This is a genomic window from Kitasatospora sp. NBC_01539, assembly GCF_045040525.1.
Taxonomy (GTDB): Bacteria; Actinomycetota; Actinomycetes; order Streptomycetales; family Streptomycetaceae; genus Kitasatospora.
Genome location: NZ_CP109390.1, coordinates 122,370 through 143,936, shown reverse-complemented (window position 1 = coordinate 143,936; position 21,567 = coordinate 122,370). Strand labels below are relative to the sequence as shown.

The 21,567-nt window shown below is 74.6% G+C and carries 17 protein-coding genes and 1 pseudogene; 9 read left to right on the top strand and 9 right to left on the bottom strand.

Features of this window, described 5'->3' with window-relative positions; all coding sequences use genetic code 11:
- Positions 1 to 40: 40 nt before the first annotated feature.
- Positions 41 to 448, bottom strand: a complete 408-nt coding sequence (locus tag OG335_RS00645; protein WP_405008899.1) for a RidA family protein — start codon at positions 446 to 448, stop codon at positions 41 to 43.
- Positions 445 to 3,690 (bottom strand): amino acid adenylation domain-containing protein, encoded by a 3,246-nt coding sequence (locus tag OG335_RS00640; RefSeq protein ID WP_405008900.1) that lies wholly within the window; start codon positions 3,688 to 3,690, stop codon positions 445 to 447. Before OG335_RS00640 ends, OG335_RS00645 begins: the two co-directional genes overlap by 4 nt.
- A 208-nt stretch (positions 3,691 to 3,898) precedes the next feature.
- Here OG335_RS00640 and OG335_RS00635 point away from each other — a divergent pair, with 208 nt between their 5' ends.
- Positions 3,899 to 7,117: a type I polyketide synthase gene (locus tag OG335_RS00635; RefSeq protein WP_405008901.1), complete on the top strand. Its 3,219-nt coding sequence runs from the start codon at positions 3,899 to 3,901 to the stop codon at positions 7,115 to 7,117.
- Positions 7,118 to 7,214: 97 nt separating this feature from the next.
- Here OG335_RS00635 and OG335_RS00630 read toward each other — a convergent pair whose 3' ends face one another.
- Positions 7,215 to 8,399 (bottom strand): glycosyltransferase family 2 protein, encoded by a 1,185-nt coding sequence (locus OG335_RS00630; protein WP_405008902.1) that lies wholly within the window; start codon positions 8,397 to 8,399, stop codon positions 7,215 to 7,217.
- A 282-nt stretch (positions 8,400 to 8,681) separates the two neighbouring features.
- On the opposite strand from OG335_RS00630, the gene OG335_RS00625 reads away from it, so the two are divergent.
- Positions 8,682 to 10,808 (top strand): alpha/beta hydrolase family protein, encoded by a 2,127-nt coding sequence (locus OG335_RS00625; RefSeq protein ID WP_405008903.1) that lies wholly within the window; start codon positions 8,682 to 8,684, stop codon positions 10,806 to 10,808.
- 68 nt (positions 10,809 to 10,876) lie between these two features.
- On the opposite strand, the gene OG335_RS00620 is transcribed toward OG335_RS00625, so the two are convergent.
- Both OG335_RS00620 and OG335_RS00615 read right to left on the bottom strand, forming a co-directional pair.
- The gene (locus OG335_RS00620) at positions 10,877 to 11,332 is read right to left on the bottom strand and encodes a winged helix-turn-helix domain-containing protein (protein WP_405008956.1); all 456 of its coding nucleotides are present in this window, start codon (positions 11,330 to 11,332) and stop codon (positions 10,877 to 10,879) included.
- Positions 11,305 to 11,856, bottom strand: a complete 552-nt coding sequence (locus tag OG335_RS00615) for a hypothetical protein (protein ID WP_405008955.1) — start codon at positions 11,854 to 11,856, stop codon at positions 11,305 to 11,307. Before OG335_RS00615 ends, OG335_RS00620 begins: the two co-directional genes overlap by 28 nt.
- Before the next feature lie 71 nt (positions 11,857 to 11,927).
- On the opposite strand from OG335_RS00615, the gene OG335_RS00610 reads away from it, so the two are divergent.
- Both OG335_RS00610 and OG335_RS00605 read left to right on the top strand, forming a co-directional pair.
- Complete coding sequence (locus OG335_RS00610) at positions 11,928 to 12,848, top strand: oxidoreductase (protein WP_405008905.1); 921 nt, start codon at positions 11,928 to 11,930, stop codon at positions 12,846 to 12,848.
- Positions 12,849 to 13,104: 256 nt separating this feature from the next.
- A complete protein-coding gene (locus OG335_RS00605; RefSeq protein WP_030918248.1) occupies positions 13,105 to 13,308 on the top strand; it encodes a cold-shock protein in 204 nt (67 codons plus the stop codon).
- Between the two features lie 165 nt (positions 13,309 to 13,473).
- On the opposite strand, the gene map is transcribed toward OG335_RS00605, so the two are convergent.
- A complete protein-coding gene (map, locus tag OG335_RS00600; RefSeq protein WP_405008906.1) occupies positions 13,474 to 14,241 on the bottom strand; it encodes a type I methionyl aminopeptidase in 768 nt (255 codons plus the stop codon).
- A 62-nt stretch (positions 14,242 to 14,303) separates the two neighbouring features.
- Here map and OG335_RS00595 point away from each other — a divergent pair, with 62 nt between their 5' ends.
- Both OG335_RS00595 and OG335_RS00590 read left to right on the top strand, forming a co-directional pair.
- Positions 14,304 to 14,588, top strand: a complete 285-nt coding sequence (locus OG335_RS00595) for a helix-turn-helix domain-containing protein (protein WP_405015273.1) — start codon at positions 14,304 to 14,306, stop codon at positions 14,586 to 14,588.
- A gap of 114 nt (positions 14,589 to 14,702) precedes the next feature.
- Complete coding sequence (locus OG335_RS00590) at positions 14,703 to 16,754, top strand: WD40 repeat domain-containing protein (RefSeq protein WP_405008907.1); 2,052 nt, start codon at positions 14,703 to 14,705, stop codon at positions 16,752 to 16,754.
- Positions 16,755 to 16,967: 213 nt separating this feature from the next.
- Here the strand turns inward: OG335_RS00590 and OG335_RS00585 are convergent, their stop codons facing one another.
- Both OG335_RS00585 and OG335_RS00580 read right to left on the bottom strand, forming a co-directional pair.
- Positions 16,968 to 17,540, bottom strand: a complete 573-nt coding sequence (locus OG335_RS00585) for a DUF4240 domain-containing protein (RefSeq protein WP_405008908.1) — start codon at positions 17,538 to 17,540, stop codon at positions 16,968 to 16,970.
- Positions 17,541 to 17,882: 342 nt separating this feature from the next.
- Positions 17,883 to 18,242: a hypothetical protein gene (locus OG335_RS00580; protein WP_405008909.1), complete on the bottom strand. Its 360-nt coding sequence runs from the start codon at positions 18,240 to 18,242 to the stop codon at positions 17,883 to 17,885.
- Positions 18,243 to 18,492: 250 nt separating this feature from the next.
- On the opposite strand from OG335_RS00580, the gene OG335_RS00575 reads away from it, so the two are divergent.
- Positions 18,493 to 18,804 carry an NIPSNAP family protein gene (locus tag OG335_RS00575; RefSeq protein ID WP_405008910.1) on the top strand — a complete coding sequence of 104 codons (312 nt, stop codon included), beginning with the start codon at positions 18,493 to 18,495 and terminating at the stop codon, positions 18,802 to 18,804.
- A 124-nt stretch (positions 18,805 to 18,928) separates the two neighbouring features.
- Here OG335_RS00575 and OG335_RS00570 read toward each other — a convergent pair whose 3' ends face one another.
- Entirely contained in the window at positions 18,929 to 19,861 is a 933-nt protein-coding gene (locus OG335_RS00570) for an NADP-dependent oxidoreductase (RefSeq protein ID WP_405008911.1), read from the bottom strand.
- Between the two features lie 149 nt (positions 19,862 to 20,010).
- Here OG335_RS00570 and OG335_RS00565 point away from each other — a divergent pair, with 149 nt between their 5' ends.
- Both OG335_RS00565 and OG335_RS00560 read left to right on the top strand, forming a co-directional pair.
- Positions 20,011 to 20,316 (top strand): cupin domain-containing protein, encoded by a 306-nt coding sequence (locus OG335_RS00565; RefSeq protein ID WP_405008912.1) that lies wholly within the window; start codon positions 20,011 to 20,013, stop codon positions 20,314 to 20,316.
- Positions 20,317 to 20,325: 9 nt separating this feature from the next.
- Positions 20,326 to 21,551, top strand: a pseudogene (locus OG335_RS00560) (IS4 family transposase).
- Positions 21,552 to 21,567 lie beyond the last annotated feature (16 nt).

Sequence of the window (21,567 nt, the reverse complement as noted above, 5' to 3'; positions counted from 1 at the left end):
GGAAGCGGCATCGGCAGCGGCTGGGGGGTTGTGCCGCGGTTCAGGGCGCGTCGTCCGCGAGGATCGCCAACGCGTCGACCTCCAGAAGGAGTTCGGGCAGGAACAGCGCCGCCACCTGCATGACGGTGCTGGCCGGCGGGCGCTCGGTGTCGATGAACTCGTCGCGGACGGCGAGCACCTCGGTCAGGTGCGCCATGTCCGTGAGGTGGACGGTCAGTTTGACGACGTCGTCGAAGGTGCCCCCGGCCGCGGCCAGACAGGCCCGCATGTTGGTGAAGACCTGCCGGGCCTGGGCGGCGGGGTCGCCCTCGCCGACGAGGGAGCCCTTCTCGTCGAAGGGCAGCTGTCCGGCGACGGCGGCCAGCCGGCCAGGGCCGGTCACCACGTGCGTGTAGCCGTCGCTGGGCGCGACGCCCGCGGGTGCGGAGATGTGGGTGAGTCTGGTCATGCCGGTACTCCTGGGGAGAGAGGGGCCGCGTGCGGTGCGGGGGCCGTGAGACGGCCGGTGAAGCGGTCGGCGAGCTCCCGGGCGGTGGACTCCGCGACGGCGTCCGGACGGAAGGCCACCTCCAGGCGCATGCCGCCGTCGTCGTCGGGCCAGAGCTCGGTGTGGAGTTCGAGCGGCAGCTCCAGGTACGGCTGCCGGAGGAACGCCGTGTGCAGGCCGGGGAGTCCGAGCCGGGGTGCGGCGTTGTCCTGGAGGGCGAACAGCACCTGGTAGAGGGGTGGCCGACCGGTGCGTCGCGGCTCGGTGAGTCGCAGCACGTCGGCGAACGGCACGTCCTGGGCGGCGAGTGCGCGGGCCACCGTGCGGCCGGTCTCCCGTGCGCCGGTCGTGCCGCCGTCGAGCGCGGTGCCGCGCAGCCGCAGGCAGAGCATCTCGATGTGGCAGCCGACGGCACCGGCGAGGATCGGCGAGTCGCGCTGCGCCACGGGTACGCCGACCCCGAAGTCCCGCGCACCGGTGGTCTCGGCCAGGGCCGCGGCCCAGTGCGCGAGCAGGGCGCCGAACCGGGTCGTGCCCGCGTCCGTCGCCAGGGCGTCGACGCCGGCGAGCTGGGCCGCGGTGAGGCGGGCCTCCACCCGGCCCGGACCCGTGGCGTCGCGGGTCCCGTCGGCGGAGGGCCAGGGCAGGGCCGGGAGACCCTTCAACTCGTCGCGCAGGTACGACTCGTGGCGGTCGCGCGGCCCGGCGTGCCGGGCGTGGCGGAGGCGTTCGGCGTGGACCTCCGCCAGGCCGGGCGCAGGCCGGGGCGGCTCCGCATCGGCCTGCGGGCCATGGACGGTGGCGGCCGTGCGTTCGGCGTAGGCGTCGGCGAGGTGCCGGGCGAGGACGGACTCCGACCATCCGTCGAAGGCGATGTGGTGCACGACGCAGCCGAACACCGCGGTGCGCGGTCCGTCGGGCGCGCCTGCGGGCCTCACCGGCACCAGCGCCGTGCGCCACACCTCACCTTCGTCCAGGGCGAGTTCGTCGGCGAGTTCGGTGCGGAGCGCCCGGACGGCGGCGGCGGTGTCCGGTCGGTCGGGCAGGACGTCGAGCAGCGGTGGCGGGATGTCCGTCGGCCGTGCGTGCGGGGCCGGGTCGAGGAAGTACCCGCTGTGCAGCGGTTCGTGGCGGCGATGCACGTCGGCGACGGCGTCCTCCAGCGCGCCGTGGTCGAGGTCGCCGGTGATCGTCCAGGTGAGCAGGCAGTGTGCGGTCAGGTCGGCCGGTTCGAGCATCTGCCGGGTGAGGTAGACGGTCTGCAGCGGTGTCAGCGGTGTCAGCGGTGTCAGCGGTGTGTCGGTGGGGTCGGGGGAGGGACCGGAGCCGGTGGCCGCGTCCTGCGGGGGAGTGCCGGTGGCGCGCAGCCAGTCGGCGAGAGAGGTGACGGTCGGCAGCTCGTAGAGGCGGGAGACCGGCACGGGCCGGCCGAGGCGTGCGGCGAGGCGGGCGCAGACCCGTCCGGCGCCGAGGGAGCTGCCGCCGAGCTCGACGAAGGGGGTGTCGAGCGGTACGGCGTCCCGCCGGAGGACCTCGGCGAAGGCCTCGGCGACCACGCGGTCGGCGGGGTCGGTGAGGGTGGCGGGTGCGACGTCCGGGTCGGCACCGTCCCGTGGGCGGGCCGCGGGGGGTGCCGCGGCCAGGGCGAGGAGCGCGGCTTCGTCGAGCTTGCCCTGCGGGGTGCGGGGGAAGGCGCCGACGGCGACCACGGCGGCGGGCCGCTGGTAGGGGACGAGTGCGGTGTCCAGGATGCGTACGGCGTCCGGCAGTCGGTCGCCCGGTTCCTGCGGGGTGCAGAACGCCACGAGCTCCCGGCCGCCGTCCGCGGTCTGCCGTCCGAGCACCCGGCAGGCGGTGACGCCGGGCAGCAGGCGCTCGATCTGCCGTTCCACCTCGGCGGGTTCGACGCGGTGGCCGCGGATCTTGAGCTGGCGGTCCGCGCGGCCGCGGAAGTGCAGGAGGCCGTCGGTGTCCCACGTGCCGAGGTCGCCGGTGCGGTAGAGGCGCCGGGGGCGCCCGTCGATCACGACCGTGACGAAGGCCCGTGCGGTGAGGGCGGGTTCGCGGAGGTAGTGGAGGGCGAGGCCGTCGCCGCCGAGGCAGATCTCGCCGGTGCGGCCGGCGCCGCAGGGGCGGTCGCCGTCCAGCACGTGCACCTGGGTGCCGGGGACGGGACGCCCGAGCGGGATGCCGCCGGGGAGGTCGCAGTCGACCTCCGTGATGCGGTGGGTCGTGGCGAAGACGGTGTTCTCGACCGGGCCGTAGCCGTTGAGCAGCGCGGTGCCGGGGTGGCGGCGCAGGAACCGGCGGACGTGCGGGGCGGAGAGGCGTTCGCCGCCGGTCATCACCTGGGTGACGCCGCGGAAGGCGTCGAGGTCCTCGTCGACGACCAGGTTGAAGAGGCTGCTGGTGAGCCAGACGGTGTCCGCCCGGTGGGTGGTGACCGCGTCGCGCAGCGCGGCGGGGGAGAGGTAGGCGTCCTCCACGACGAGCGAGGTGCCGCCGTTGAGGAGGACGGACCAGAGCTCCAGGGAGAAGGCGTCCCACGGGGTGGGGGCGGCGAGCGGCACGACGGAGTGCGGGGTGAACCGGGCGAAGCCGTCGGTCGGGAAGAGTCGTGCGGTGGCGCGGTGCGGGGTGACGACGCCCTTGGGCCGGCCGGTCGTGCCGGAGGTGAAGAACACGCAGCAGGCGGCGTCGCCGCCGACGGGCACCGGACGGAAGCCGGCGGGCGGGTCGACCGGTTCGGCCGGCGGGGTCCACACGAGCGGTTCCCGGCCCGTGCCGGTCGGTGGCGTCGTGGCCTGGCCGGTGCCGGGCAGGCCAGGATGGCCGGGTGGGGCGATCAGCAGCGGCGGGTCCAGCAACTCCCGTACGCGGCCGAGGCGGTCGGCGGGCCAGGCCGGGTCGAGCAGGGCGTACGCCGCGCCGGTCTTGAGCACGGCGAGCAGGGCGGTGACGAGGTCGAGGCCCCGCGGCAGCAGGACGGGGACGAGGTCGCCCGGCACGACGCCGGCGGCGGTCAGGCGGCCCGCCCAGGCGTCGGCCGTGCGGTCGAGCTGCCGGTAGGTGAGGCGGCCGCCGGTTCCGACGAGGGCGGTCCGGTGCGGGTGGCGCCGCGCGGTGCGGGCGAACGTCTCGTGCAGTCCCTCGTCGGGCGCGGTGGAAGTGCGCCCCTCGGTCCATGCCGGGTCAGGTAGCACGCCGACCTCTCCCCTCGGGTCCGGTCGGCCTCGCAGTCCACCGCGGAGGCCACCAATGTTGCCAACTGGAAGGCAAGATATTGCCACAGGCTTGTCCGGTCTGGCAATGTTGGCCGGGCCGCGGCCGGGCACCCGCCGGCCGCGGAGGCCGTCCGACCCGCGCAGCGCCGCGGACGGCCCGGGCACCGCGCTAGCCGAAGGTGGTTCGATGGTCCGCGACCGTTCCCTGGATATCGCCGTCACCGGCATCTCCGGACGATTCCCGAACGCCCCCGACGTGGCGTCGCTCTGGGAGGCAGTGAAGGCCGGGCGGGTGCTCACCACCCGCCACGACCGGCAGGACCTCGCCGACGCAGGAGTTCCCCGCGTCCTGCTCGACGACCCCGGCTACGTGCCCGTGCGCGGCCACCTCGACGACGCCGACCGCTTCGACGCCGCGCTCTTCCGGATCAGCCCGCGCGAGGCCGAGCTGATGGACCCCCAGCACCGGCTCATCCTGGAGACCGCCTGGTCGGCCCTGGAGGACGCCGGCACCGACCCGCTCGGCGTCGCTCCCGTGACCGCCGTCTACGCCTCGGCCTCCGGCAGCGGCTACCTCCGCGCCATGGCCGCCGGCGGCCTGCTCGACCCCGTCACGCTGGAGGACGCCGTCCACGGCACGGAGCCCGACTTCCTGGCGAGCCTGGTCTCCTACCGCCTCGGGCTGACCGGCCCCGCCATGGCCGTGCAGACCGCCTGCTCCTCCTCCCTCGTCGCCGTGCACCTCGCCACCCAGGCCCTGCTCAACGGCGACTGCGACCAGGCCCTCGTCGTCGCCGCCGGCATCCCGTACCCGCAGGGCGGGCACCTCCACCTGCCCGGAGGGATCCACTCGCCGACCGGCCGCTGCCGACCGTTCGACGGCGAGGCCGACGGCGTCGTCGCCGGGTCGGGGGTCGCCTGCGTCGTGCTGCGCCGACTGCAGGACGCCCTCGACGAGGACCTCGACCCGTACGGCGTGGTGCTCGGCACCGCCATCAACAACGACGGCTCGGCGAAGGCCGGTTACTACGCGCCGTCGGTCGGCGGGCAGCAGGCGGTGATCCGCGCCGCCCTCCGCGCGGCGGACGTCGACGGCACGACCGTCGGCTACCTGGAGACCCACGGCACCGGCACCCGGGTCGGCGACCCCATCGAGTGGGCGGCGGCCTCCGCGGCGCTCGCCGCCGCGGGCGCCCGGCCCGGACAGGTGGCGGTCGGTGCGCTCAAGGCCAACACCGGCCACCTCGACAACGCCGCGGGCGTGGCCGCGCTGATCAAGGCACTGCTGGTCGTCCGGCACGGCGTCGTGCCCCCGGTGGCCGGCTTCACCACACCGAACCCGCTGCTGGAGTCCGAGGGATCGCCGCTGCACGTACCGCGCGAGGCCGCCGCCTGGACCGGCCCGGAGCCGCGGCGCGCCGGCGTCAGCGCGTTCGGCATCGGCGGCACCAACGCCCACGTCGTCGTGGAGCAGCCACCCCTGCGGCCCGTCACCCCGCCCGTCACCCCTGCCGCCACACCGACCCCCGCTGCCGTACCCGCCGCCGGGTCGTCCGCGGCCACCGCGGTCACCGCCACCGCGCCCACCGCGCCCACCGCGCCCGCCGAGGTGCCGCGGGAGCGGCTCGTGGTGCTGTCGGCCGCCGACCCGGAGGCACTGGCCCGGGCCGCCGACCGGACGGGCCGACACCTCGTCACCACCGGGGCCGACCTCGCGGACGTGGCGTCCACCCTGGCCACCGGACGGGCCGCACTGCCCTGGCGGCTCGCGGTCACCGGACGCGGCGGCGCGGAGGTCGCGGCCCGGCTGCGCAGCGGCGAAGGCGTCGTCACCGGTCGGCGCCCGGTCTCCGGCACGGTGCCCGCGGTGTTCCTCTTCCCCGGCCAGGGCACGCAGCACCCCGGCATGGCACGGCCGTTCGCGGAGGCGCTGCCCGGATTCCGGCAGGCCCTCGACGACTGCCTGGCGGCCCTCGACGACGGCCTCGGCGCCACCGGAGGCTCCGGCGCCACCGACGGCTCCGGGACGGTGCCGACGCCCGGCCTGCTGCGGACGCTGCTGCTCGACCGGGGCGCCCCCGCCGACGCGCTGGCGGACACCGTGCTCGCACAGCCGGCGCTGTTCGCGGTCGGGTACGCGGCCGCCACGGCGCTCGCGGACCTCGGGGTACGCCCCGCCGCGGTGGCCGGGCACAGCCTGGGCGAGATCACCGCGGCCTGCGTCGCCGGCGCGCTCGGCCTCGCGGACGCCGCGCGCCTCGTCATCGCCCGCGGACGGGCCATGCAGGCCTGCCCCGAAGGCGCCATGCTCGCCCTCGGCTGCACCGAGGACGAGGCCCTGGCCTGGATCGCCGCCGCAGGCGCCCTGGTAGGGGTCGCGGCGGTCAACACCCCCGACTCCTGCGTGGTCGCGGGCGCCCCCGGCGAGATCGACGCCTTCGAGGCCTGGCTGGCCGGGCGGACCTTCACCCGCCGGCTCGCCACCGCACGCGCCTTCCACTCGCCGCTCATCGAGCCGGCCCTCGCGGCGGTCGCCGAGGCAGCCGCCGGGTCGTCCCCGCAGGTCCTGCGGGTGCCGCTCGCCGCCAACGCCACCGGCCGCCTCCTGCCGGCCGGGGCCGTCCTCGCCCCCGGCCACTTCGCCGGACAGGCCCGCGGGGCGGTGCGGTTCGCCGACGGACTCGCGGCGGTCGCCGCCCAACTGCCGGGCGCCGTCGCCGTCGAGATCGGGCCCGGCCGGGTGCTGTCGGCGATGGCGGACGCCGCGGGCCTGCCGGCCGTACCGCTCTCGCCGGACCGTACGGCCGGGCCGGGCGCCGAGGTGCTCGCCGCACTGGGCGCCCTCTGGGTGGAGGGGCTGCCCCTCGCACCCGGCGGGCTGTGCGGCGGCGGGCGCACCGTCCACCTGCCGGGCTACGCCTTCGCCGGGCCGCGCTGGATCGCCCCGGAGGCACGCCCGCGCCCCGCCGCCGTTGCGCCGACCGCCGCCGTGACGACCGCCGCCGCACCGGGCGCGGTGACGGCGGCTGCGGTGACGGCGACGGCGGAGGCGGAGGCCGCAGTGGCGGTGGCGGCTGCCGTGACGGTGGCGGTGGGGCCTGCGGTGCCCGACCCATCGGCGGCCGCGGGCACCGCGACCGTCCCGGACGTCGACGTCGCCGTGCTGATGACCCGGTGCTGGCGGGAACTGCTCGGTCACGACGGGCTCACCGACGCGTCCGACTTCTTCGAGCTCGGCGGGGACTCGCTGCTGATCACCCGTCTGGCGCACCGGATCCGGCAGGAGCTCGGCATCCGGGTGCCGGTGCGCGACATGCTGCTCGGCCGCACCCTCGGCCGCCAGACGGAGCTGGCCCGCAGGCTGCTCCACGGGTCGACGGAGACGGTGCCCGCGGGAGTCTCCTGAGCCGCGCCCACCCCCGGGCCCGGCCCGGACGCGAGGCGCCGCCCGCACCCCGGTGGGCCCGGGGGGTGGGCGGCGCCTCGCGCGTCTCCGGCCGGAGTCAGCCCCGCGCGGCCCCGGCAGGTGCGGTGACCTTGCGGGCGACGCGCTCCGCCTCGCGGAGGATCGCGTCGCGGTAGCGCGCACCGAGGGCGGCGACCGGCGGCAGGACGCGGCACTCCTCGACGCTGCCGTCGGGGTGGGGCAGGCCGAACCCGGCGAGCGGGAGCACCGCGGGGAGGGCGCGCGTGTCGTCCAGGGCGTCGAGGTCGGGGGAGGGCAGGGGGATGCCGTCCGCGGTCACCACCCCGACGAGGAGGACGTCCGTGCCGTTGACGGTGCCGCGGACGGCTCCGAGCGCTCGGCCCTCGCCCCCGGCGGCCGCCGCGAGCTCGCGCTCGACCTCCTGGTAGATCCGGTCGGCTTCCAGCCAGCCGAAGGCGAGGGCGAGTTCGAGGTCGAGTCGTGGCCACTTGGCCAGGTAGTACTTGTTGTTGACCCCGGCGGTGGTGCCGTTGGCGGAGAGGTCGCGGGCGTGCGGCAGGTGCACGCCGTACACGTCCTGCGGCAGCAGCACGGGCGTGCCCGTGGCGGCGACGCGCAGCCCCCACTCCTGGTCCTCGGGGCCCCAGCCGTCGAAGCCCTCGTCGAAGTGCAGCCCGTGGCGGCGCAGGGTCGCGGCGGGAAGGGCGAGGAACCCGCCGCGCGCGTACACCCACGGGAAGCGGGCGATCGGCGAGCGGTACGCGGGCGACCAGCGCTCGTCCATGCCGCTGACGTCGGTCTGCTCCAACTGCGCCAGCACGGTGCGGTAGTGGCTGTACGGCAGGGCGGTGACGGTGTCGACGTCGCGTTCGGCCACGTCGTCGTAGCCGATCATCCCGCCGGCGATGCAGACGTTCTGCCGGTGGGCGTAGTGCCGGGTGTAGAGGTTCTCCAGGCAGCCGGGCGGCAGCATCATGTCGGCGTCGAGGAAGACCAGCACCTCGCCGGTGGCCTGGGCCACGGCCAGGTTGCGCGCGTGGCTGAGGTTCCACGGCACGTCGGCCGTCACGGTGACGATGCGGAGCCGGTCCGTGTACTCCCGGCAGAGGGCGGTGTACTCCGGCGCGTACTCCAGGGCGCCGACCACGACCTCGAAGTCCGAGCGGTCGAGGGTCTGGTCGGCGAGTGCGGCGAAGACCAGCCCGATGTTGTCCAGCCGCTGCTTGTAGGGGATCACGACGCTGAATTTCGGCGTGCCCATGTGTGTGCTCCTCACGAGGCCCGGCGGAGGGTGCGGGTCGGGGCCGACCCGGTCCAGCCCTCCGCAGGCCAGACGGTAACGGGCGGAGGCACATCGTGGCAAGGTGTTGCCAAATCTGTTGCCCGAAGGTCTGGAGCAATGCGAACGGGGGAAGAGCAACCCCTGGACGGCCGATCCGGCACCCGCCCGGCACCCGCCCGGCACCCGCCTGGCACCCGCCCGGCACTCGGTGGCCGAACACCGTCCGGGCCGTCCGTCCGCCGTCCCCACCAGGAGGAAACGATGCGCACCGCGCCGTACGGGACGTGGACGTCCCCGATCACCGCCGCCGAGGTCGCCGAGGGCGAATCCGCCCCCGACTGGCTCGACTTCGTGGGCGACGAACTCTGGTGGACGGAGGCCCGCCCCGCCGAGGCGGGCCGCAGTGCGCTCGTCGGCCGCACCCCGGACGGCGAGGTCCGCGAACTGCTCGGCCCGGCGTGGAACGTCCGCTCGCGCGTCATCGAGTACGGCGGCAGGCCGTGGCTGGCGCTCGGCGCCGACGCCACGGCCGGATTCGTCTTCGTGCACTGGGACGACCAGCGCGTCCACCGGGCGTCACCCGGCACACCTCCGGTCGCCATCAGCCCGCAGCCCGCTCGTCCGGCCGGCGCCCGCTACTGCGACTTCACCCGGGTCGGTGACGAGATCTGGTGCCTGCGCGAGGAGTTCACCGGGAACACCGGCACCGAGGTCCGGCGCGAGCTGGTCGCCCTCCCGCTCGACGGCAGTGCCGCGCACGCGCGCGGCGCCGTCCGGGTGCTCGCCGCCACCCACCACTTCATGACCGGGCCCAGGATCTCGCCGGACGGCCGGCACGCCGCCTGGATCGGCTGGGACCACCCGGCGATGCCCTGGGACGCCACCGAGCTGATGTGCGCGCCGGTCACCGCCGACGGCGGCCTCGGCACGCCCCGCAGGATCGCCGGGGGCGACGGCGTCTCGGTCGGCCAGGTCGAGTGGGACCCGGACCGTCCCGGCGTGCTCCACGTCGTGGCCGACCCCGACGGCTGGTGGAACCTCCACGAGGTGCGGCTGGACGGCACCTCGCGCGCCCTCTGCCCCCGCCCCGAGGAGTTCGGCGAGCCGCTGTGGCGGATCGGCACCCGCTGGTTCCTCCCTCTCGGCGGCGGGCGGCTGGCCGTCACCCACGGCACCGCGGACCGCAGGCTCGCCGTGCTCGGGGCGGACGGCTCGCTCAACGACGTCCCGTCCCCGTACACCGAGTGGGTCGGCATCGCCGTGCACGGCCGACGGGTGGCCGCCACCGCCGCCGGCCCGCGCGACCCGTGGGCCGTCGTCCTCGTGACGGTGGACGACCCGGATCCGTCCGATGCCGTGCCGTCCGCCGTGCCGTCCGCCGTGGCGCCGTCCGGTCGGGTGCAGGGCGTATCGGCGGCGGGTGCTTCGGCGCGGGATGCTCGGCGCCGGGACCGGCCGCGGACGGAGCGGACGGAGTGGACGGAGGTGGTCCGGGCCGAGCCGCTGCGCCACGCCGACCACCACCCGCACGGCCGCCACGAGGTCCTGCCCGGCCCGGACGGCGAGGAGGTCCACGCCTTCGTCCACCCGCCGCACCATCCCGGTGCCGCGGCGCCGGAGGGCGAGCTCCCGCCGTTCCTCGTGCAGGTGCACGGTGGTCCCACCACCCGCAGCCGGCTCGTCGCCCGTCCCGAGATCGCCTTCTTCACCAGCCGCGGCATCGGCGTCGTCGACGTGCAGTACGGCGGCTCGACCGGCTTCGGCCGGTCGTACCGCGAACGGCTGCGCGGGCACTGGGGCGTCACCGACGTCCGGGACTGCGCGGCGGTGGCCCGGGCCCTGATCGCCAGGGGCATCGCCGACCCGGCGCGCATCGGCATCCGCGGCGGCAGTGCCGGCGGCTGGACGGCCGCGGCCTCGCTGGCGGCGGAGCCCGGCCTCTACCGCGCGGCGGGCATCTACTACCCGCTGCTCGACCCCGAGCAGTGGCGGGTCAGCGGCACCCACGACTTCGAATCCCGGTACCTGGAGAGCCTGATCGGCCCGTGGCCGCAGGCGCGTTCCCGCTACGAGGAGGTCTCCCCGCTCCGGCGCGCGCACCACGTGCGCACCCCGTTCGTCATCCTGCAGGGCACCGACGACGCGGTCTGCCCGCCCGAACAGTCCGAACGCTTCCTGGACCGCCTGCGGGGCAGCGGCGTGCCGCAGGCCTACCTGACCTTCGAGGGCGAGCAGCACGGCTTCCGCACCGCCCGAACCGTCGAGCAGTGCCTCACGGCCGAACTCTCCCTCTACGCGCATGCGTTCGGCTTCACCACGGCGGACGCGCCGCCGTGGGCCCCCGGCACCCCGGCGCCGCTGCGGCGCGGGCTCCACGGTGCCGGGTGACCGTCCGGGCCGGGCACGGTTCGTCGACGCCCTGTCGGCGCCTTCGGGCCCGCGGGGTCGCTGACGGCTCACCCGGCGATGAGGGTGTCCGCGACGGAGGTGCGGGCGTAGAGCACGACCCGGCCGGCCCGGTGGGCGCTGACCAGGCGGGCGTCGCGCAGCGCGGTGAGGGCCTGGGAGACGCCGGCCGGCGAGAGCCCCGTGCGCTGGGCCAGCTCCGTGGTGGAGGCCGGCGAGTCGAGTTCGGTCAGCAGCCGCGTCCGGGTGCGGCCGAGCACGGCGGCGAGCGGAGTCGTCCCGGCGGCCGGACGGGCCGCCCACAGGTCGCCGATGCCCCGCGCCGGGTAGGCCAGCTGAGGAGGTTCGGGCGGCGTCACCCGGGTGAGCGGGCAAGGCCCGGTGAAGACGGACGGCAGGAGGACCATCCCCGCCCCGGCGGTCGGCCGGGACAGCGCCCGGGTGCGCCGGGCCAGCCGCAGGGCGTGGTCGTCCCAGCTCACCGTCGGGTGCAGCTCGTTGAACAACCGGCCGGCCCCTGTTCGGCGACCTGCCGCGCCCGGTGGAACACGTCGGCGTCGAGGACGGCCCGGATCCTCGCCCAGTACGGGGCCAGTGCGAGATCCCAGTACGCGGCGATCTCCTCGGTGACCCGCTCCAGACGGGCCCGCGGCCGCGCGTACAGCGCGCTGGCCCGCGGTCCGAGGTGCCCCTGCTCCTCCGCCAGACGGTCGAGGTCCCGGCGCACCCGGTCGGCCGGCGTGGCGGCGATCTGCGCCAGTTCCCGGCCCAGCGTCGGCGCCGGCCCGTCGGGCGCGGGATTCAGGAAGTCCGGGACGTACCCCGCCCCCGGCACCAGATCGCCCAGCCAGCCGCGGTCCAGCCCGGCCGCCGCCCACCGCGGCCGCACCTGCGCCACCCACGTGTGGTGCACCGGATGCGCGATGCCCGACACCAGCAGCCGGAAGCTCGGCCCCACCTCCCACATCGGCGAGACGGCGAAGCGCAGTCGCGCGAGATCACGCGCGGAGAACGCCAGCTCAGCCGCCACCCGCACCCCCGACATTCGCGCATGCCCGAATCATTGGCGCGCCAGCCTACCCGGCCGCGACGATCCCCGGCATGACACCACGGACCATCACCGCAGCGGCGTCGGGCACCTGGCGGCTCGGCGACCTGACGATCAACCGGATCGGCTTCGGCGCCATGCGCCTGCCCCAGACGGGCGAGGCCCTCGTACCCGGCGCCCGCCCCCGCGACCGCGAGCAGGCCGTCGCCGTGCTGCGCCGCGCCCTCGACCTGGGCGTCGACCACATCGACACCGCGGCCTTCTACTTCTCGCCGCTGCGCTCCGCCAACGAACTCATCAACCGGGCCCTGGCCCCGTACCCCGACCACCTCGTCATCACCACCAAGGTCGGCCCCGGCCGCGACCCGTCCGGTCACTGGACGCCTCACGCCACCCCCGACCGCCTGCGTGGCCAGGTCGAGGAGAACCTGCGCCAGCTCGGCCGCGACCACCTCGACGTCGTGAACCTCCGCGTCCTCGGCACCGACTCCGTCGCCGAACGCTTCGGCGTCCTCGCCGAGCTGCGCGAGGCCGGGCTCGTCCGCCACCTGGGCCTCTCCAACGTGACCCCCGCCCAGCTCGCCGAGGCCCGCGCCATCGCTCCCGTGGTCTGCGTGCAGAACCGGTACGGCATCGGGGTGCGCCCGCAGGACGACGGCTTCGTGCGGCTCTGCGGCGAGCAGGGCATCGCGTTCGTCCCCTTCTACGCGATCGCGGGCACCGCGGGTCAGGCCGGCGCAGTCGACGCCGAGGCGGACGCCGTCCGTGCCGTCGCCCGGGCGCACGGCGCGAGCACCGCCCAGATACGCCTCGCGTGGACGCTCCACCGCGGCCCGCACGTCCTGGCGATCCCGGGCACCGGGGACCTCGACCACCTCGCGGCCAACGTCGCCGCCGGGGCGATCCGCCTCTCGGACACCGACCTCGCGGCCCTCGACGACCTCCACCACGGCGGCGGGGGAAGGGCGCTCTGACCTCGGCCGCCGCAGCAGGAGACCGCTGCGCGGGCCCGGCGCGAACCCGCAGGTCGATGTCCCGCCGTTCCGCTGTCGGGCCTGCTACAGTTCAGGGGAGTTGCAGTAGTGGTTCCCATGGACTTGGTGTGCGCCTGCTGATATATCGCAGGCGCATTTTGTTTTTTCCGGATCTTTTCTCCGGGTGGGTCATCATCGCGGCACTCGGGGCCCGCACCGTGCGGGTCTCGGACAGCCCCTTTGAAGGAGAATTTTTATGGCTAATGGCACTGTGAAGTGGTTCAACGCGGAAAAGGGCTTCGGCTTCATCGAGCAGGAGGGTGGCGGCCCGGACGTCTTCGCCCACTACTCGAACATCAACGCCAACGGCTTCCGCGAGCTGCTCGAGGGCCAGAAGGTCGAGTTCGACGTCACGCAGGGCCAGAAGGGCCCGCAGGCGGAGAACATTCGCCCGCTGTAATTTCGCCACGGCACCCGCCTGGTAGCAGGGGCCCGCACCGGATGTCACATCCGGTGCGGGCCTTGCGTTTGTCGCCGCACGGCCGACCGGTCGGCGGCCCCCGCCGGGTGTGAGCGGATCCGGGGTCGGGGCGGGTTTCGGGGTCGGGGCAGGGTTTCGGGGTTGTCAGGGCAGGGTGAGGATGCGGGGGCCGTCCTCGGTGACGGCGATGGTGTGTTCGATGTGGGCGGCGCGGCTGCCGTCGGTCGTGCGCAGGGTCCATCCGTCGGGGTCGGTGTAGTAGGCGTTGCGTCCGCCGGCCATGAGCATGGGTTCGAGGGCGAGGGTGAGACCGTGGCGCAGGGGGAAGCCGCGACCGGGCCGTCCGTGGTTGGGGACGTGGGGGTCCTCGTGCATCCGGCGGCCGATGCCGTGGCCGCCGAAGTCGGTCGGCATGCCGCAGGCGGCCTTGCGGGCGACCGTGCTGATGGCGTGGGAGATGTCGCCGATGCGACGGCCGGTGGTGGCGGCGGCGATGCCGGCGTCCAGGGCCCGCCGGGTGGCGGCGATGAGTTCGAGGTCGGCGGGGCGAGGGGTGCCGACGGTGAAGCTGATCGCGGCGTCGCCGGTCCAGCCGTCGAGTTCGGCTCCGCAGTCGATGCTGACCAGGTCGCCGTCGCGCAGGCGGTGGTCGTCGGGGATGCCGTGTGCGACGGCGTCGTTGACGGAGGCGCAGATCACGGCGGGGAAGGGGACGGGGGCGAAGGAGGGCTGGTAGCCCAGGAACGGTGAGCGCGCTCCGGCCGCGGTGAGAACGGCGCGGGCGGCTTCGTCCAGCTCGCGCAGACGGACTCCCACGGCTGCCGCCTCACGGGCGGCCGCAAGTGCGTGGGCCACGACGCGTCCGGCTTCACGCATCGCTTCCAGTGCCGTGTCGGTCTTGATCTCCACCATGTGTCGTGGCTCCCTGCGGTGCGATGCTGCCCAATACTTATACCGGTATTAGTATCACGGGCATGGTGAGAGTTCCCTTGACCCCGGAAGAGCGGCACCGTGGAGAGCGCTTCGGGGCCCTGCTCCGCCGGGCCCGCGGTGACCGCAGCATGGTGGACGTGGCAGCGGCGGCCGGGGTGTCCGCGGAGACGCTCCGCAAGATCGAGACCGGTCGGGCCCCGACCCCGGCCTTCTTCACCGTGGCAGCCCTGGCCCACGCCCTGCACCTGTCACTCGACGACCTGGCCGCCGCCTGCGCGGACGAGTCGGACGACTCCGAAGGCGGCGAGCACGCCATGTCGGCGTGACCCGACACGCGCCGGCCGCCGGCGAGGGCAGGCGTTCCCGTCGTAGCGCGGCAGGGTCGCACCCGCACGGCATCTCGTCCCGATCGCCACGAAGCACGAAGAAGGGCAACGCCGATGGATCAGGTCGTAGCCGACGTCGGACACGCGGAGCCGGACGATGTCGACCGACGGCAGTCCGCCCTCCTCGACGCCGTCCGCCGGGGCCGGGCCGTCGGCGACCCGGACGGCGACCTGTGGCGGGTCGACTGGGCGACCGATATCGACCTGGACCTCCGGCTGATCTGGCAGGTGCGGGTCGGGCGGGTCGTGGCCAGCGCCTGGGGCGAGGTCGACGGCCGGCCCCAACTGGCCACCGCCGTCAGGGCCGACGAACGGCCACCGGCCGACCCGAAGCTCCGAAGGCACCGGCTGGAAGTCCGGGACGTCCGGTCGGGCCGGGTCCGCACCGTGGAGTGCGAGGTACCCGTTCGCGTCCTGGCCTTCGCGCCCGACGCCACCGAACCGCTGCTCATCTCCAGCCACGATGACCACACGGTGCGGATCTGGGCCCTCGCCGACCTCGCGCTCCGCCGGACGATCGACGTCGGCGAAAGCCCGCACGCCCTGGCGGTCCTCGGCAGCGGACCTGACACCCGGCTGCTGGTCAGCACCGCCTGGAGCGGCCTCGGGCTCTGGGACCTCGCGACCGGCGCGCGGCTCCGCCTTCCGCACCTGCCGCCCGTCATCGGGCTCAGTCCCGGCGCCCTCGCGGACGGGAGCGCGGTCGTGCTGCTCTCGGACGAAGGGGTCCTGCTGTGGAACCCGGACGACGACCAGGTGCGACAGCTCCCCGTCCCCGCCGGGCTACGCCCGATCAAGGGCGCCACCCTGTGGCGGTCGGACGGTCGGGAGCTGCTGACCGTCCGCGACGAGCAGGATGCCCACGCCACCATTGACCTGACGACGGGTCAGCACGAACTGCTCACGGCACACCTGTACCCCGTTCCGGACCGGCTGATGCAGTCCAGGCCGGGGCTGGGACCGCAGAGCAATCCGACCGTGACGGGGCCCGCCCTCGCCGTGTCCACCAGGTGGAACGTCCATCTCTGGGACGCCCGTACCATGCGGCCGCTCGGACCACCCCTCGCCGGATCCGTCGCACGGGCCGCCGTCGAGGCCGTCCGCTGGGAGGGGCGCGACCTCCTGCTGACCTCCTCCGAGCAGGACGGTGTGGTCGCACTCTGGGACCCGGCCGCCTCCGTGGACCGCAAGCCCGGCCACGGCCAGCGACTGGCGGACGTCACGGTCACCGAGCCGGACGGAGTGGTGGTCAGTGTCGACGAAGGCGGAACCCTGGTGGTCCGCCGCGCCGCCGACGGCACCCTGCTGGCCGCGCCCCTCGCCACCGAGGTCGTGGTGACCAGGGCCCTGGCCGCCTGGAGCGACGGCGGCCGTCCGTACGCCGCCACCGGCTCCGGATCCCCGCACGACCCCGATCCGCTCCTGTACCGCTGGGACCTGGCCGCGGGCGGCCCCTCCGGCGCACCGGCCCGCACCGACAGCAGCATCGTCCGCTGGGCCGTCCACCGGCGCCTGCGCACCGGCGACGCACTGGTCGTCTACGGGGACGGGGACATCACGCTCCGGAACCCCGCCGACGGGGCCGTTCTCGCCACGATCCCCGTGGACGCCGAAACGGGCACCACCGGATTCGCCGTCGGCGCGGTCGACGGGCGCGCGACCGTCGCTCTGACGTCCTACGAGGAACCGGCCCGGCTGTTCGACCTGGACGACCCGTCGTCCGCGCCGGAGATCGTGCCGGGAACCGAGGACCACCCCGTGCTGGCACTCCTCGACGGCCGACTCGTCACCGTCCGCTCCGAGGATGCGGCCGAGGGCGCCACCGCACTCCGCGCCTGGGACCGCACCGGTCGGCCGGCGGGCCCGGAGATCGACGGCCCGGCCGCCGTCACCGCCGTCGCGGGCCTCGGCTGGCCCGAGCTGTACGTGGCCCGCGCCGACCGCACCCTCACTCTGATCGACCTGCGCACCGGTGAACCGTCCACCCGGCCGCTGCTGCTGCCCGGTGCCGCCGTCTGCCTCGCGGCCACCGCGGACGGGGGAGTGGCGGTGGGGTTCGGCCAGGACATCGCACTCGTTCGTCCGCCGATCCGGGAAGGCGATTGAGAAAAAGGGCCGGGGTGCCCCCGAAAGGGCACCCCGGATTTTACTAGGTCTCCGGTCCGGTCCAATCGACCCAGACCGTGGGCTTGAAGAGTATGCCGTGCTCGGCGGACGCCTCCTCGGCAATCGATTTCATGCTGCAGAAACCTGGCAGAACGTCCCTGGTGTCCGGCATTCGGGGTCAGGCGCCGCCGGCGACGAGCGGCTTCATCGGGTTCAGTCGAGAAAGAGCGCCGCGAGCCGGGGGAGGTGGCGCCGCATCTCGTCGTCGTCCTCACTGTCCCAGTCGGCCCCGGTCGGCTCTTCGGGCCGCACCGTGGCGCGCAGAGCGGCGTCCACGGCCGTGTCGAACGAACCGGTCTCGCCCTGGGATTCCCGGTACGCCTGCTTGATCAGGTAGCTCAGCGACTCGAAGCCGATCCAGCCGTCCTCGTCGCGGCTCATCCGGACGACCACGGGCAGCTCGGCCAGGGAGTCGGGACGGGCGACGGCGCGGGTGAACGTCTCCCGTCCGAGCAGGATCAGCCCGTCGCGGAAGTCCATGAAGCCGTCGTCTCCGCAGCCACCCTCCACGAGGTAGGCGGCCTTCCACAGCGGACGCCGGTACGCGGAGTCGGTCACCTCGATCGCCTTCAGGTAGAAGTCGATGATTTCCGCCGGCTCCAGTGACGCGAGTATGCCCGTGAGGGCGCCGGGCAACGGGTCGTCGGGCAGGTTCCTGTCATCGGCACGGTCACCGACCACGCTGCGCGCTTGCTCGACGAGGCCCCACCAGTCGTTGATCTGCATGGCCGGGGAGCCTAGAGCAGGGCTGCGACAGCAGCCGTTGCACGAGGCCGGCCGCGACAGGGCGCGACAGGGCGGGCGGGGCGGGGCGGCCCCGGGCCGTGCCAGGGTCGGCCGGGGTGAAGGCCGTCCGCGCGGGATGCCGGTGAAGGGGGTTTGCCGGGCCGGTGGGCGGTGAGGCGGGGAGTCGGGCGGGGCACAGGCCCGGGCGGCCGTCACGCCTCTTCGGTCGCCCGGGCCGGCCCCGTCGCCGCTCAGACCCGGCCGCCGAGACGTCCCTCTCCGGCGGCCGGGGAGCGGGGGCTGCGGCGCTGCCGGAGCCCCCCGGTGCGGCCCGCCGTGCGGTCACCGTCCGGCGGTCGCCTCCGGCCGGACGAGCGGGAGGTCGGGGGTGTATCCGAGGATCCAGCCGAGGGCCTGGGCGACGCCGCGGGCGTAGCGGCGCTGCTGAGGGCTCTGCCGGGGGTCGTGCCGTACGGCGAGGGCGGTGCGTTCCTGCGCCATGAGCCGTAGGAGGGCGTCGGCGGGGGACGGCTCCATGGGGATGGGGGGCGACTTCCAGGGGTCGAGTGCCCACCCGAGGGCGGCCCGGGCGCCCTGCGGGCGCGGCTTGTCCCGGCGGGTGGGCAGGTGCTGCAGGGCGTCGTGGATCTCGTCGCCTGACCGGATCCCGACAGTGCGCTGCGGGAGTGTGCCGATGCTCATGCCTCCACCGTAGAGAGCCTGACGCGCCGCGTCATGCGTTCCGCGTCACAGGCCCCTCGCGGGTGCGGTGCGCGCGGCGGTGGTGCGGGGTTGGCGGGATCTCGCGGTCCCCGGGCGTTCCCGCCGCTGGTCGAAGGGGCTCCGGGACGGAAGGATCGAGTCGTCGACGAACGGCCCTGCCGTGGTCGCCGTCCCCGCGGACGGCCGCCCCGGACAGGCACGAGCGCCTTACGGCGGAAGAGGGACGGACATGATCACGATTCATCTGAAGTACGAGATCGACCCCGACAAGCTGGCGGACTTCGAGGAGTACGGCCGGCGCTGGGTGCGGCTCGTCCCGCGCTTCGGCGGCACGCACCTCGGTTACTTCCTGCCGAGCGAGGGCGACAGCGACATCGCGTACGCCCTCTTCACGTTCGGCAGCCTGGCCGAGTACGAGCGCTACCGCATCGCGGCCGCGGCCGACCCCGACTGTCAGGAGGCGTTCGAGCTGGCCCGCAGGACCAGGTGCATCAAGCGGTACGAGCGCCGGTTCCTGACACCGCTGGAGACCGACGCGTAGGCGTGCCCCCGGCCGTTCCCGGCCGCCCCCGCGCCTGCCCCCGCGCCTGCCCCCGCTCCCGTAACGGCGACCCGGTGGCGGACGCGTCGGCGCTCGGGCGGGTGGCAGGTGTGCGCCGCGGGGATCAGAGCGTCAGGACGATCTTGCCCCGGGTGCGGCGGGTCTCGACCAGGGCGTGCGCCGTGGCCGCGTCCTCCAGCGGGAGGACGTGCTCGACGTGCGGCCGCAGGAGGCCCGCCTCGACCAGCTCGGTCAGCGCCTCCAGCCCGACGTGGTCCGGCTCGACCACGACTCCGGCGTACCGCCTGCCGGCCGCCGCGGTACGGGCGGCGAGCTCCGGGTCGAAGTGCTCCGTGATCGTGGCCAGCACGCCGCCGTCGCGCAGGACGGGGAGCGAGCGGAGGCCGTTGCCGTTGCCGACCGTGTCGAACACGACGTCCAGCCCGCGCAGCCCGGTGGTGAAGTCGGCCGCGGTGTAGTCGATCGGGTGGTCGGCGCCGAGCTCGCGGAGGAAGTCGAGCTTGGCGGCGCTCGCCGTCGCGAAGACCTCGGCTCCGCGGGCCCTGGCGATCTGCACGGCGAGGTGTCCGACCCCGCCCGCCCCGCCGTGCACCAGCACCCGCTGTCCGGCCTGCAGCCCGGCCGCGTCGACCAGCGCCTGCCAGGCGGTCAGCCCGGCCATCGGCAGTGCGGCGGCCTGCGCGTGGTCCAGCCCCTTCGGCTTGCGGGCGAGCTGCCGGGCCGGCGCCGTGACGTACTCGGCGTAGCCCCCGGCCGGCCGCGGGAAGTGCGGCATGCCGTAGACCTCGTCGCCGACGGCGAAGCGGTTGACGCCCGGCGCGACCTGCTCGACCACGCCGGAGACGTCCCAGCCGAGCACGAACGGAGGCTCGCCCAGGAGCGGGAACGCCCCCGAACGGGTGTAGGCGTCGACGGGGTTGACCCCCGCGGCGCGGACCCGCACCAGGACCTCGGTGACCCGCGGTTCCGGCCGTTCCGCCTCGGTGATCCGGAGGACGCCGGGCTCTCCGTAGGACTGCTGGTCGATGGTGCGCACGGCGGGGTTCCTTCCGTCGGTGGCGCGGATCGTGGCGTCCGGGCCTGGCACCAAACCTAGGCGGCTGATGCGAGACGCTGAATAGCCGAAACTCTCTCTTTCCTGTCCGATCGTCTCGTCCGGCGGTCGTATCGGCGTAGGCTGTCCGCATGGACATCCTCACCGAGGCCGTCGCCTCCATGCGGTCCGAGAGCCCCCGGACGGCCCGCACCGAGTGCCGGGCGCCCTGGGGACTGCGCTTCCACGAGGCCACCGGCGCGGCCTTCCACGTCGTGCTGACCGGCTCCTGCTGGCTCGTCCGACCCGACGGCTCCGCCCTCGCCCTGGCCGCCGGTGACGTGATCTTCCTGCGCAGCGGCGCCGAGCACGCCCTGACCGACGACCCGCACTCCCCGGCCACCGACTTCCGCCCCGACCGGACCCAATGCCGCTTAGATAAGGACCAGTATCGCTAGGCTTGCTGTGTGGATGAGTTGCGGGGTGCGGATGGGCGCTTGACGGATCGTCTGGCGGTCGGGGTGCTGACGGACCTGCTGCATCAGGATCTTGTCGATGATGTGGTTGAGCAGGCTGGGCGTCGGGAGCGTCGGGTGCGCCTGCTGCCTGCCCGGGTGGTGTGTACTTCGTGCTGGCCATGTGCTTGTTCTTCGGCGACGGCTATGAGGAGGTGATGCGCAAGCTGGTGGGCGGTCTGCGGTTCCTCGGGGACTGGAGCGGGAACTGGAGGGTGCCGACCACCGGGGCGATCACACAGGCCAGGGCCCGGCTGGGCGAGGAGCCTTTGCGGTTGCTGTTCGAGCGTGTCGGGGCGCCACTGGCCGGTCCCGGTACCGAAGGTGCCTGGCTGCGGTCATGGCGGATGATGGCGGTCGACGGGGTGCAGCTCGAGCTCCCGGACACCCCGGGCAACACCGAGGCGTTCGGCAAGAACAGTCACCGTGAGCACCGTCCCGGCCCCTTCCCGCAGGCCCGGGTGGTCGGCCTCGGGGAGTGCGGGACCCGTGCGGTCATCGCGGCGCGCATCGGCCCGTTGGCTGTGGGCGAGAGGGAGCTGACCGAGCAGCTGCTGCAACGGTTCGAGCCGGGCATGCTGGTCATGGCCGATCGCGGGTTCTACAGCCTGGCGTTGTGGGTCAAAGCAGCCGAGACGGGCGCTGACCTGCTGTGGAGGGTGTCGGAGACCGTCGATCTGCCCGTGCTGGAAGTGTTCCCCGACGGTTCCTACCGTTCCGTGCTCGCCGACGTCATCGCGCGTCAGCGGTACCGACGACATGTGCGCTCCGGACGCGCGGACGCGCGGCTGGAAGGACTGGCCGTTCGTGTTGTGGATTACCGGGTGGACGGGCGTGCGGGCAACGGGGACCTGTACCGGCTGATCACCACCGTCCTGGATCCCGGCGAGGCTCCCGCACTGGAGCTGGCGGCGGCGTACCACCAGCGGTGGGAGTTCGAGGTCGCGCTTGCCGAGATCGAGACGTACCAGCGCGGACCTGCTCGCCCCCTGCGGTCCAAGTCGCCCGAGATGGTCCGCCAGGAGATCTGGGCCCTGCTGACCACGCACTACGCGATCCGGAACCTCATGCATCAAGCCGCGGGCGGTGCCGGCCTCGACCCGGACCGGATGTCCTTCATCCGCAGTCTCCGCGTCGTCCGCCGCCTGGTCACCGACCAGGCGGCGTTTTCCCCCTGACGGCTTGGCCGCCGCC